A 12,818-nucleotide genomic window follows, 5' to 3' on the forward strand; every position below is an offset into this window, starting at 1 on the left:
ATCTGCCAAGGGGCGGGGGCGATCCGGCGGTTTCCCGCCGCCGGATCGCATTGTTTTGCGGTAAATTGCGCGTGTGCGCCTACTCGCCCGCATCTTTTACGTGGCGGCCGAAATCGGGCTCTGCCGTTTCCTGACCGGCCTCGATGATGTTGCGCCGGATATAGCGGGTGCGTTCGAACGCCTTGTAAAGCGCTTCTCCGTCACCCCACCGGATCGCACGCTGAAGAGCGGCAAGCTCTTCGGAAAAGCGGCCCAGCATTTCCAGAACGGCGTCCTTGTTGTTGAGAAAGACGTCGCGCCACATGGTCGGATCGGAAGCCGCCAGGCGGGTGGAATCGCGGAAACCACCGGCGGAGAACTTGATCACTTCCCTCTGCGTCACCGTTTCGAGGTCGTGGGCGGTCCCCACCAGATTGTAAGCGATCAGATGTGGCAGGTGCGAGGTGATGGCGAGTACGCGGTCGTGACGATGTGCATCCATTTCCTCAACGTTGGAGCCGAGCGCGGTCCAGAACTCGTGGATCCGGGCGACCGCCTGCTCGTCGCTGCCCGGAAGGGGCGTCAGCAGGCACCAGCGGTTTTCGAACAGCTCCGCAAAGCCCGCATCGGGGCCGGAATGCTCCGTGCCGGCGATGGGGTGGGCGGGCACGAAATGGACGGTGTCGGGCAGATGCGGCTGCATCGCATTGATCACGACCTCCTTGACCGAGCCGACGTCGGAGACGATGGCGCCGGGCGCAAGGGAGGGAGCAATCCATTTGGTGACGGCCTCGCACGCGCCCACCGGCACGCACAGGATGACCAGATCCGCGCCTTCCACGGCTTCGCCCGCATCCAGATAATATCGGTCGCCGAGTTCCAGTTCGCGGGCGCGCTGCAGCGTCGCCTCTGTGCGTGTGGAGATGACGATCTCTTCCGCCAGTTCCTTGCGGTGAGCCGCAAGCGCGATGGAGGAACCGATCAGGCCGATACCGATCAGGGTGAGACGTTTGAAACGCAGTGTCATGGGTCCGTTCGTTCGTGTTGATGTGACACCCGCACGGCGGCGGGCATGGGGGGCCTTAAACGTTGCGGCGGCATCTGGCTAGGATAAGTTGTGCCGGACGCTAGGGAGGGTGAACGGAAGGGATGAGGGAGGCGCTTTAGTGCCTGCTTGTTGCGCTGGATTCCGGATCAGCGTTCGGCTTTGCCTCACTTGTCCGGAATGAGGGAGTATGAAGCTGAGTTGTAACCACACGCCAACGCCGCATGCCGCTCACACACCAGTTGCGTGTGCTTACAACTCTCCCCTTGGCCCTCATTCCGGGCGGTCTGCGGCGAAGCCGCGCCTCGTTTCTTCGACGCTCAGCGCCCGAAGAATTCCTTCAGCACGTCTACGACGACGCGGTTGGCTTCTTCGGTGCCGATGGTCATGCGCAGCGCGTTCGGCAGGCCGTAATTTTCGACCCGACGCAGCACGCAGCCGCGTGACAACAGGAAGCGATCCGCATCGGCCGCGCGCTTTCCCTCCTCGTCGGGGAAATGGATCAGCACGAAGTTGCAAACGCTCGGCGTCACCGTCAGCCCCAGCGCTTCCATTTCCTTGGTCACCCAAGGCAGCCACGTCTCGTTATGTGCGGCGGCGCCTTCCATGTAGGCCTGGTCTTCCACCGCCGCGATGCCCGCCAGTATGGCGGATTCAGTGACGTTGAAGGGGCCGCAGATGCGGTTCAGCGCATCGATGATCGCCTCCGGGCCTAAGCCCCAGCCAAGCCGCAGCGCCGCCAGACCGTAGATCTTGGAGAAGGTGCGCGTCATCACGACGTTGTTCGAGGTCGCGGCCAGTTCCATGCCCGCGGCGTAGTCGTTGCGGCGCACATATTCCGAATAGGCGCCGTCGAGCACCAGAACCACGTTGCCCGGAAGCCCGGCATGCAGCCGCCGGATCTCGTCGAAGGGCACATAGGTGCCGGTCGGGTTGGCCGGATTGGTCAGGAAAACCATGCGGGTGCGGTCCGTCACCGCCGCCAGAATGGCGTCCACGTCGACGGTCAGGTTCTTCTCCGGCGCCACGACGGGCACCGCACCGCAGGACCTGATGGCAATCGGATAGACCAGAAAGCCGTGCTCGGGATAGATCGCCTCGTCGCTGTCGGAGAGATAGGCGCGCGCAAGCAGGTTCAGGATCTCGTTCGAGCCCGCGCCGCAAATGATGCGGTCGGGATTGATGCCATGCACGCGGCCGATCGCCTCGCGCAGCGCGGTCGACGCACCGTCGGGATAGATCTCCAGGTGGTCGGCGCCCGACCGGTAGGCCTCGATCGCCATCGGGCTCGGGCCCAGCGGCGTCTCGTTGGAGGAAAGTTTGTAGGTCTTGCCGCCGTTCGTGCCTTTGTGCTTGCCGGGAACGTAGGGGGCAATGTCGAGAACGCCCGCACGCGGGGTGGGGCGAAGGGAAGCCGGCTCGGTCTTGATGTCCGCAGTCGTCATGATGGTGTCTTGCTCCGGATGGCGCCGCTCAACAAGCGGCCCGTCGCCTGACAGTCGGGCTGAAAAGCCGGATCTGCCGGATCAATGTCAGAAATCGTCGTCTTCGCTCTCTTCGAGATCGAGGGCCGCGGCATAGCCGCCGACCTCGCGGAGCGGACCAGATTCAACGCTCGCTCCTTCCAGAAGGCTTGCGACGGCCTTGGAATCCATGTCTCCGGGCACCGCGATCAGCGCATCGGTGCCCTCGCCGGTATGTTGTGCCAGGATCTCGATCCCGGCCTCCGGCAATGCCGCATCCGGCCGTCCACCTGCCGCCCATTGAGCGGAAAAGACGCGGATGTCCGGCTCGCCCGGCTCGCTGACCGGGGGCGAGACCACCAGGGCGGGAAGATCCGCCGGCCGTCCCGGCACCAGCAGGAAGGGCAAGCGGGTCAGGATATGCGGGCCGTCACCGCCGAGCGCCCGCCACCACGGCGAGTCCGCTGCGCGATTGAGGGCGATCACGCCGAGATCGGTGGTGGAATCCGCCACCGCCGCGACCACGGCATCCGGATCGTCTTCGTCCACCAGATCGAGTGTGAAGCCGAAATAGAACCGTGCCGCATCGCGCATGACGATCGGGTCGGCGCCGCCGTCCAGATGGACCACGTAGTCGGCCTGAAGGCGCGTGAAGGTGGAAATGATCTCGCGCCAGATGTGTTCCACGGTGGTGATCGGCAGCGAGCTTGCGTGGCGCTCCACCAGGCGGCGCATCATGTCCGCCTCGCGCAACGGGCGGAAGGCGACGCCCGACGGCGTGGCCGAACCGTTCGTCTGCGTGCCCTTGAGCTTGATCAGGGCATCGATGATGCCCGAGCGCTCCATCAGCAACTCATGCATCTGCTCATCGATCGTGTCGATGTGGGACCTGAGTTCGGCGAGCCGGTCTGTCGCGAGCGTCGGCGCGTCGAACGAGAAGATGGGCATGGGGCGTTCCGGTTTCATTGTCGGGAGTTTCGATTGTCTGTCCGGCCCGCCGTCCAGCGGCGTGTCGGGCCGGGGCTGCGATATCTCGCGCCTATCGACGGCTCTTTCATAGGCAAGGCGGGCGGCGAAATCAAAAGGAAAACGGCAAAGCTTCGCCGAGCGGGCAGTGTAGGACGCTCATCGGCGCCACGTCGTCCCCGGGGTGACCATAGGAGGTGATCCTTGTTGACACCGCGCACCACCCATCCTACCTAAGCGACCGCTTTTTTTTCGGGACGTCTTCCCAAGGGACGGGCCTGACCTTTCGTAACGCGGGGTCCTGTACCACGATGACATCGCATGACGGCGACGACCTCACTGCCGCGGCCAGGCTGCGCGAGGCCGACGAACCGTCGAGTCCGGTCATACGTTTTGGCAAGGACCGACCGCTCAGGCTCGATGCGGGCGTCGATCTCGCCCCCTGGCAGATCGCCTACCAGACCTACGGCACGCTCAACGCCGACAAATCCAACGCCATTCTCGTCTGTCACGCGCTGACGGGGGACCAGCACGTCGCCTCCAAAAATCCGCTGACCGGCAAGTCGGGCTGGTGGTCGATGATGGTCGGGCCGGGTCGACCACTCGATACCGACCGCTTCTTAGTCATCTGCGCCAACGTTCTGGGCGGCTGCATGGGCACCACCGGGCCCGCCTCCACCAATCCGGAGACCGGCAAGCCCTACGCACTCGACATGCCGCTGGTGACCATCCGCGACATGGTGCGTTCGCAGGCCATGCTGGTCGACGAACTGGACATCGACACGCTGTTTGCTGTCGTCGGCGGCTCCATGGGCGGCATGCAGGTGCTGCAATGGGTGGCGAGCTATCCGGACCGGCTGTTTTCGACCGCCGTCCTGTGCGCCGGCGCGCGCCATTCCTCGCAGAACATTGCCTTCCACGAAGTCGGTCGGCAGGCTGTGATGGCCGACCCCAACTGGTGCAACGGCAAGTATCTGGAATTCGACGTCCGTCCCTCCAAGGGGCTGGCGGTTGCGCGCATGGCCGCGCACGTCACCTACATGTCGGACGAGTCGCTGCACCGCAAATTCGGCCGCTCCCTGCAGAACCGCGACCACGTCACCTTCGGTTTCGACGCCGATTTCCAGATCGAGAGCTACCTGCGCCACCAGGGCATGACCTTCGTCGACCGCTTCGACGCCAATTCCTATCTCTATGTCACGCGAGCGATGGACTATTTCGATCTGGCTGCGGAATACGGCGGGGTGCTGGCCCATGCCTTCCAGGGCTCCAAGACGCGGTTCTGCATCGCCTCGGTCAATTCCGACTGGTTGTTTCCGACCTCGGAAAGCCGGGTGGTGGTGCATGCTCTGAATGCGGCGGGCGCCAACGTCTCCTTCGTGGAGATTGACAGCCCGCGCGGTCACGATGCGTTTCTGCTGAACGAGCCGGAGCTTTTCACCATGATACGCGGCTTCCTGACGGGAGCTGCGGGTGTGCGCGGTATTCTGCCGCCGGCACTTGCTGACGACTGGGAGGCGCACGTCTGATGTCCGATGCTCCCATGACCGAAATCCGTATCGATCACAAGGTGATCGCGGAACTGGTGGAACTCAATTCGCGGGTGCTCGATGTCGGCTGCGGCGACGGCGAGCTGCTGCAGCTTCTGGCGACTCAGAAGGGAGCCGATGCGCGCGGCATCGAGATCTCGCAGATCGGCGTGAACTTCTGCGTGGCGCGCGGCCTCTCCGTGATCCAGGGCGATGCGAACGAGGATCTCGCCGCCTATCCCGACGGCGCTTTCGACTACGTGGTCCTCAGCCAGACGCTGCAGGCGACCTGGGACCCGAAAGAGGTGATGACCCGGCTCCTGCGCATCGGGGAGCACGTGATCGTCTCCATTCCGAATTTCGGCTACTGGCAGAACCGGCTGCACCTGATGTTCAAGGGCCGCATGCCGGTGACCGACTACCTGCCGCATTCCTGGTACAACACGCCGAACATCCACTTCTGTACGTTGCGCGATTTCGTGGACCTGACGAAGGAAGTGGGCTGCACGGTGGACAAGGCCGTGGTGCTCAACGGCATCGGCCAGCGCATCCCCATCCAGGCGCCGTGGTGGCTGTGGAACTTGTTTGGCGAACAGGCCGTGTTCCTGCTGAAGGAGTAGCTGTCCGGGGAAGCGGAGGTGGAGGCGCTTTCGCGCCGCTTCTTGCGCTGGATTCCGGATCAGCGCTCGGCTTTGCCTCACTTGTCCGGAATGAGGGAGGTCGGGCTGAATTGTAAGCACACGCTCGCACCGAATGCTGCGCGTACAACAGTTGCGTGTGGTTACAAGTCGCCCCTTGCTCGTCATTCCGGACGGTCTGCGGCGAAGCTGCATGGCCAGATCTGGAATCCAGAAATCAGTGCGGCAAGGCCGCTCCTTCTCCCTCTCCGCTCTTCCCCACAGCTTTGCGCCGCGATGTCTCAGCCGTACCGCGCGGCGGGCCGGCCGTCGGTGACGAAGACGGGGCGGAACAGGCGGGTGGCAGCCTTTCCCGGTTCCTTCGGGGTGGTCTGGTAGACCTGCTTTTCCGCCTCCACCACCAGAACGCTGGCAAAGGCCGGCCAGAGTCGGTGACCGACGCGCTCCCAGCCGCTTGCGGAGCGGATCAGCAGGTGCGAGCGGAAGGGCGGGACGTAGAGCGCGCCTTCGGCCGCCGTCGGCTTGAAGCGGGCCTCGCGCAGGAAGGCGGAAAGCTGTCCGCGCGAAAACGGGCGGCCGTAGCCGAAGGGCGATGTTTCGAACTGCGCCCAGAGCGAACGCCGGTTCGGCACCACCGCCAGCATCCGTCCCCCCGGAGCCAGCACCCGCCATACCTCGCGCAGCACCGCCAGCGAGTCGTTGGACTGATCGAGCGTGTGGACGAGCAGGGCGCGGTCGATGCAGGCATCGGGAAGCGGCAGATTGTATTCGTCGACCAGCGTGGCCCTGTTGGGCCCCTCCGGCGGCCAGACCATCACGCCCTGCTGTGCGGGCATGGCGGCGATGACGCGTTCGGCCTGGTTGAGATAGGGGCTCAGATACGGTGTCGTGAAGCCCAGCGATAGCACGCGCATGCCCGACAGGTTCGGCCACTGCGCATGAATTCGCTGACCGACCAGCGTGCGCACGACCAGCCCCAGTCGCTGTTCGTAGAACCGCTTCATGTCGAGCACGTCGAGATACATCGTATCCCCCGCTAGCGCTTCCCGCGTTCCCGTGAACGCGAACAAGATGCTCCAGAACCGAGAGGTTGGGCAACGTTTCCTTCCCCGGATGGTTCCATCCGAAGCCCGGTCGCCCCCAGGCGATTTCGACGGTCCGGGCCGGTTGCGGCGCGACGGATGCGCCCCGGCCGGATCATCACGCGCGCCGGACAGGTGATTCTGCTTCCCGGCCGCGACGGCGACGATTGAAACGGCTTGCGCGCGCACATGCAATCATCTCCTGACCGCGGCAAGGCGGGAAGCGGAACGGGGGCAGGATTGCGCGCTCCGTCGCCCGTGCGACAACTTTTCCGTGCTTTGCGCATTTGGTCCGGTAGACGGCGGCGCCTGCCCCCGGTTCGCCCTAACGTTAAGAGGGAGGTCGCCAGGGGTGTTCGACGTCGTTATTTCCTGCATAATGCCGATTCTGCATCATACCGGGGCGGGCCCGGCTAATATACGTCATGCGTCAAACTAGGGAGAGCGGACATGAGCGATCTGGAAATCCGCCAGTTCATGTGTCTCAACGACAATTTCGGCGTGTTGGTGTACGACCCCGCAAGCGAAGCGACCCTGGCAGTCGACGTCCCCGATGCCGAAACGGTGGACGGGGAGCTTGAAAAGGCGGGGTGGACGCTGAGCCACATCCTCATCACTCACCATCATGCCGATCACGTCCAGGGGCTGAAGGCGCTCAAGGACAAGACCGGCGCGCAGGTGATCGGGCCGGTGAAGTCGGCTGCCCAGATCGGTGACATCGACGAAAGCGTCGATGACGGCGCCACGGTGAGCTTCGGCGACTATGAAATCCGTTGCATCGCAACGCCCGGCCATACGCTCGACCAGATTTCCTACTGGATCCCCGAAGGCGGCGTGGCCTTCACCGGCGACACGCTTTTTGCCATGGGCTGCGGGCGCCTGTTCGAAAGCTCGCCCGCGATAATGTGGTCCTCGATGCAGAAGCTGATGAACCAGCTTCCGCCGGAGACCCGGATCTATTGCGGACACGAATATACGTTCGCCAATGCGCGTTTTGCGGTGAGCGTCGATCCCGCCAATTCCGCACTCGCCGATCGGTTGGTGGAAGTGGAGAGGCTGCGCGCTGCCGACAAGCCGACCCTGCCCACCACCATGGCACTGGAGTTGCAGACGAACCCCTTCCTGCGCGTCGAAGATGCAGGCATTCGCGAAACCGTTGGACTGGTCGGCGCTCCAGCGGCCGAGGTTTTTGCGGAAGTGCGTCGCAGGAAAGACAGCTTCTGAGGCGATCTTGCGGGAGTGTCTCTCTCCCGCTTCCACTTAAGTGCTGCGGTGCCCGGTAAGGCCCGCATTCGTGCGCAACGGAGGTAAGACGCAGATGCTCGAACCGTATCTGGGATTGAGTGCGGAGGAGGTGGTCAAACGCCTCCGCCTGACGCCGCATCCCGAAGGCGGTTATTTCCGCGAAACCTTCCGCGATCAGGCCAAAGCGGGTGGCCGGGCGCGCTCCACCGCAATCTATTTATTTCCTGCTGCCTGCGGGCGTCGTCTCCGCCTGGCACAGGGTGGGTGCGGTGGAGATCTGGCACCACTACGCCGGAGCGCCGCTGACGCTGTCGAACGGCGAGGGCAAGCAGGACATCATCCTCGACCCCAACATCCTGACCGGCCAAGCAACCGCAGGCCGTGGTGCCGGAGGGCGTCTGGCAATCGGCGGAGTCGCTGGGAAGTTGGACGTTGGCGGGGAGCACCGTGGCGCCGGGCTTCGAGTTCTCCGGCTTCGAAATGGCCATGGAAGGCTGGGAGTCGGGCTGAGGCGCGGGCTGTCGCTGGAAGGGTAAGGAAGGGCAAGCGGAGCGGCTCCGCCGCAGCTTGTTGCGCTGGATTTCGGGGCTGGCCGTGCCGCCTTGCGGCAGACAGCCCGGAATAAGGCGCGCGGGGAGGGGAACCACACGCCAACGCCAAACTCCCTCATTGCGGACAAGTGAGGCGCCGACCGAGCGCTGATCCGGAATCCGGAAATCAGCGGCGCGTCAGCGCCTCCCTTGGTTCTTCGCCCTATTTCTGCTCCACCAGATTATGCGTAAAGCTGGCCGAGCCACGTCTCGCTCAGGACGTAGTAGCCGCGCTTAAGATAGACGCGTGCCTCCACGGGGCCGTCCGAGGACGTCTTGGCGTCGAAGATGAGCCGCCAGCGGTCGGTGCCCACCACGGGCAGGGCGTAGGGATTGGTCGCCTTGTCCTTCGAAAGCTTCACCACCGGCTTCACGCCGGACTGCTGCGTCAGGCCTTTCAGCGCCGGGCCTTCGAAATCGATGACCACCTTGATCTGGTCCTTGGGGCGCGGCTGGCTGGGAACTCCGCCCTGGCCGACGCGGGTGGCGACCACCTGCGAATTCGTGTCCGGGATCGGATGATGGTCGGCCCAGGTCATGCGATAGGAGAAATTGCGTTCATCGCCCGCCTTGGGCTGAACCTTCGGCGTCCAGTAGGCGACGATATTGTCGAAGATCTCGTCGTCGGTGGGTATCTCCACAAGCTGCACCGAGCCGGGGCCGAAGGGCTTGCGCGGTTCGATCCAGACCGAGGGACACTTGTTGTAGAAGATGCCGTCGTCCTGGTAGTCCTCGAACTTGTGGTCGCGCTGGGCGAGGCCGAAGCCCTTGACGTCCGGAGCGGCGAAGGTGGAGGTGCGCACCGTGTCGGGATTGTTGAGCGGGTGCCAGATGTGCTCGCCCGTGCCCGACAGGATCGCGAGACTGTCCGTGTCATGCACCTCCGGGCGCCAGTCGAGCGCGGTGGAACGGTTCGTCTCCAAATACCAGTACATCGAGGTCAGCGGCCCGACGCCGAGACGCTCCACCGCCTTGCGGAAGAACAGGCGGCTGTCGACGTCGATGATCTGGCCTTTGCCGTCCTTGTTTGTGAGCGCCATCTTGTAGGCGCCGGTCACCGAGGGAGAGCGCATCAGCGCATAGATGATCAGCGTCTGGCCCTCATGTTCGGGCGGAGCGAGCCAGAAATCGGAAAAGCGGGGGAATTCCTCCGGCGTGGAAAGCCCGGTATCGATCTCGAGCCCGCGGGCCGACAATCCGTACTGGCGCGACTGGCCGTCGGTGCGGAAATAGCTGGCGCCCAGGTAGGAAATCCAGTCGGTCTTGAGGTCGGCGCGCATCACGCGGAGACCGGCAAAGCCGATATCGTGAGGCAGCGTCTTTGCCGGGCTGTCGTCGGGCATCTCGAAGGCGTCCGGTGAATAGAGAATCTCGCGTGCCTTGCCGTCCTTGACGGAATACATACGCACCGGATCCTTGAAATAGCGCCCCATGTGAAAGAACTGGATAGGCGCATCCTTGCCGATGGTGATCGTTTCCGACGGCCCGAACTTGATCTTCCAGTGGGCGTCGTAGTCGATCTTTTCTAGGGTATCGGCGGTGCGCACCGGTTCTGCCATGTAGGGCTGGGCAGCCAGAGCGCGGGCACGCTCGATCACCGTGTTGAAATCGAAAGGCTGGAGCGTGCCGAGTTTCGGCGCTGGTTCGCTCGTTTGAGCGTAAGCGACAGGGGCCGCCGCGGCGGCGATGAAAAAGGCAAGGCCGGAGAGAATGCGAAGCATGAAAAGGGTTTCTGTCCTGTTCGCGGAAAGGGAACGGCGGCATAGGAACCGGGCCATCATGGCCGCAGCAAGGCGAAGCTGCGTACTTCGTTACCGATAGCACTTTCTGGCCCGCTCCTGATCCCTCCAAACGTACGGGGAGGGACTTGGTTCCGGCCGCGGCGTTTTTTGCCGCATGACATCACCCTCTTGCACCATCGCCACGCTCGGCTACAGTGCGGCCGATTTTCTCAAGTCTGGGGCGGACACAGCGCCCTCATCAGATCGGACGAACTTCATGGCGCATGGCGACATCAAGAAGGTTGTGCTGGCCTATTCCGGCGGGCTCGATACTTCCATCATCCTGAAATGGCTTCAGACCGAATACGGCTGCGAGGTGGTGACCTTCACCGCGAACCTCGGACAGGGCGAAGAGCTGGAGCCGGCACGAGCCAAGGCCGAGATGCTCGGCATCAAGGAAATCTACATCGACGACCGGCGTGAGGAGTTCATCTCCGATTTCGTCTTCCCGATGTTCCGCGCCAATGCCCTTTACGAAGGCGTCTACCTGCTCGGCACCTCCATCGCCCGTCCGCTGATCTCCAAGCGGCTGATCGAGATCGCGCACGAGACCGGCGCCGATGCGATCGCCCACGGCGCCACCGGCAAGGGCAACGACCAGGTGCGCTTCGAGCTGTCGGCCTATGCGCTCGACCCGGACATCAAGGTCATCGCCCCGTGGCGCGACTGGACCTTCAAATCGCGCTCCGATCTGATCGAATTCGCCGAGAAGTACCAGATCCCGGTTCCGCACGATAAGCGCGGCGAGGCGCCGTTCTCCGTCGACGCCAACATGCTGCACTCCTCTTCCGAGGGTAAGGTTCTGGAAGACCCGGCCGAGGAGCCGCCCGCCTACGTCTACCAGTGCACCGTCTCTCCGATGGAGGCGCCCGACGAGGCGACCGAGATCGAGATCGGCTTCGAGAAGGGCGACGCGGTTTCGCTGAACGGCGAGAAGATGTCGGCTGCGACGCTCTTCGCCAAGCTCAACGACTACGGCCGCGACAACGGCATCGGCCGTATAGATCTGGTGGAAAACCGCTTCGTCGGCATGAAGAGCCGCGGCGTCTACGAGACCCCGGGCGGCACGATCCTTCTGCAGGCGCACCGCGCGATGGAATCGATCACGCTCGATCGCGGCGCCGGCCACCTGAAGGACGAGCTGATGCCGCGCTACGCCGAGCTGATCTACAACGGCTTCTGGTTCTCGCCGGAGCGCGAGATGCTGCAGGCCGCCATTGATCTGAGCCAGCAGAAGGTGACGGGCACGGTCAAGCTGAAGCTCTACAAGGGCAACGTGATCGTCGTCGGCCGCGCTTCGCCGTATTCGCTCTATTCGGAGGAACTGGTGACCTTCGAGGACGACCAGGGCGCCTACGACCAGAAGGACGCCGCAGGCTTAATCAAGCTGAACGCCCTGCGCCTGCGCACGCTTGCCAAACGCGACCGGATCAAGTAACGCACGGATCACGTGTCGAGATTTGGAAAGGGCGGTCGAAAGGTCACCCTTTTTTGTTTGAAGGGAAGGGGAGGAAGGGGAATGGAGCGGCTTTGCCTCACTTGTCCGGAATGAGGAGGGTGGGCTGAGCTGAAACCAGACGCTGGTGCCGATGTGGGCGCAACACACTCAACATCAGGCGTGTACTTACAGCTCTCCACTTGCGCGTCATTCCGGGCCGATCTGCCGCAAAGCGGCATGGCCAGACTCGGAATCCAGCGCAACGAGCGGCGCGCAAGCGCCACCTTTTCCGTTCATTGAGATAAAGCCTAGCGCCCGCTCTTCTGCCGCGTATTGGCCAGATAGTCGATGACGAACATCTTGTTGTTCAGCGCCACGTCGTCCTTGACGTTGTAGATGGCGACGGAGGTGTCGAGCCCCTGTTCGTCGGTGACGGTCCACTGCTTCAGTTCCTGGGTCTGCGCATCGAAGATCAGCGTCAGCTTGCCCTGAACGAAGGTGCCGTCCTCGGTGATGATCACGGTGACGAGATCCGGTTCCACGGACACGCTGGTCACGTTGGCATCGCTCGTCAGGTCGATCTTGTTGGACAGCAGGAAGCGCAGCGGCGTCTTCGACAGCGGCCAGATATCCTGGGTCTGCAGCTTGCAGTCCTTCACCGAGATCGACTGGCCGTCGGCGATGATGTCGATGCGGGCCGGCGGCTGGTAGTGGAAGCGGATCTTGCCCGGTCGCGAGAGATAGAACTGACCTTCCGCGCGCTCGCCGTTGGGACCAAACTCAACGAAATCGCCTTCCATGGTGTAGATGGAATTGAAGTAGTCGTTGATCTTGGCAAGCGTGGTCTGCTGCTTGTCGGTTAGCTGCGTCTTGGCCTCGGTCGTCGGCGCGCCGGGCATTCCCAACAGCGCGAACGCAACCGCTCCCGCCAGGAAGGCCAGGCCCGATCTGCGCGTGAAATGCCCCGGCTTCGTCTGCTTGGGTTGGGTCCGTGGTGACCGGAATGCCCACGATGTCATGAATGTTCTCTCCATCTGCGTCGATCTTCAGGACGCACATTCA

10 protein-coding genes and 1 pseudogene are annotated in these 12,818 nt (G+C 63.4%); 5 read left to right on the plus strand and 6 right to left on the minus strand.

The window, feature by feature from the left end:
• Nucleotides 1-79 precede the first annotated feature (79 nt).
• The 3 genes from QNJ43_RS12045 to QNJ43_RS12055 all read right to left on the minus strand — a co-directional run bounded on the left by QNJ43_RS12045 (nucleotide 80) and on the right by QNJ43_RS12055 (nucleotide 3,435).
• Nucleotides 80-1,006, minus strand: coding sequence for a prephenate/arogenate dehydrogenase family protein (locus QNJ43_RS12045; protein WP_300470282.1), 927 nt, complete (start codon nucleotides 1,004-1,006; stop codon nucleotides 80-82).
• Nucleotides 1,007-1,344: 338 nt separating this feature from the next.
• Nucleotides 1,345-2,469, minus strand: a complete 1,125-nt coding sequence (locus tag QNJ43_RS12050) for a histidinol-phosphate transaminase (RefSeq protein ID WP_300470284.1) — start codon at nucleotides 2,467-2,469, stop codon at nucleotides 1,345-1,347.
• Between the two features lie 87 nt (nucleotides 2,470-2,556).
• The gene (locus QNJ43_RS12055) at nucleotides 2,557-3,435 is read right to left on the minus strand and encodes a chorismate mutase (protein ID WP_300470287.1); all 879 of its coding nucleotides are present in this window, start codon (nucleotides 3,433-3,435) and stop codon (nucleotides 2,557-2,559) included.
• Nucleotides 3,436-3,764: 329 nt separating this feature from the next.
• Between QNJ43_RS12055 and QNJ43_RS12060 the strand changes: the two genes are divergently transcribed.
• Entirely contained in the window at nucleotides 3,765-4,982 is a 1,218-nt protein-coding gene (locus QNJ43_RS12060; protein ID WP_300470289.1) for a homoserine O-acetyltransferase, read from the plus strand.
• A complete protein-coding gene (gene metW, locus QNJ43_RS12065; RefSeq protein WP_300470292.1) occupies nucleotides 4,982-5,602 on the plus strand; it encodes a methionine biosynthesis protein MetW in 621 nt (206 codons plus the stop codon). Before QNJ43_RS12060 ends, metW begins: the two co-directional genes overlap by 1 nt.
• Before the next feature lie 299 nt (nucleotides 5,603-5,901).
• On the opposite strand, the gene QNJ43_RS12070 is transcribed toward metW, so the two are convergent.
• A complete protein-coding gene (locus tag QNJ43_RS12070) occupies nucleotides 5,902-6,690 on the minus strand; it encodes a class I SAM-dependent methyltransferase (RefSeq protein WP_300470294.1) in 789 nt (262 codons plus the stop codon).
• Between the two features lie 462 nt (nucleotides 6,691-7,152).
• Between QNJ43_RS12070 and gloB the strand changes: the two genes are divergently transcribed.
• Nucleotides 7,153-7,926, plus strand: coding sequence for a hydroxyacylglutathione hydrolase (gloB, locus tag QNJ43_RS12075; RefSeq protein ID WP_300470297.1), 774 nt, complete (start codon nucleotides 7,153-7,155; stop codon nucleotides 7,924-7,926).
• Nucleotides 7,927-8,020: 94 nt separating this feature from the next.
• Nucleotides 8,021-8,457: pseudogene (locus QNJ43_RS12080) on the plus strand (cupin domain-containing protein).
• Nucleotides 8,458-8,719: 262 nt separating this feature from the next.
• Here QNJ43_RS12080 and QNJ43_RS12085 read toward each other — a convergent pair.
• Entirely contained in the window at nucleotides 8,720-10,258 is a 1,539-nt protein-coding gene (locus tag QNJ43_RS12085; protein ID WP_300470299.1) for a glucan biosynthesis protein, read from the minus strand.
• Nucleotides 10,259-10,535: 277 nt separating this feature from the next.
• Between QNJ43_RS12085 and QNJ43_RS12090 the strand changes: the two genes are divergently transcribed.
• On the plus strand, nucleotides 10,536-11,756 hold the full coding sequence (locus tag QNJ43_RS12090; protein WP_300470355.1) for an argininosuccinate synthase: 1,221 nt from the start codon (nucleotides 10,536-10,538) through the stop codon (nucleotides 11,754-11,756).
• 308 nt (nucleotides 11,757-12,064) lie between these two features.
• On the opposite strand, the gene QNJ43_RS12095 is transcribed toward QNJ43_RS12090, so the two are convergent.
• A complete protein-coding gene (locus QNJ43_RS12095) occupies nucleotides 12,065-12,775 on the minus strand; it encodes an outer-membrane lipoprotein carrier protein LolA (protein ID WP_300470301.1) in 711 nt (236 codons plus the stop codon).
• Nucleotides 12,776-12,818 lie beyond the last annotated feature (43 nt).

This window comes from Breoghania sp. (assembly GCF_030066895.1).
Taxonomy (GTDB): domain Bacteria; phylum Pseudomonadota; class Alphaproteobacteria; order Rhizobiales; family Stappiaceae; genus Breoghania.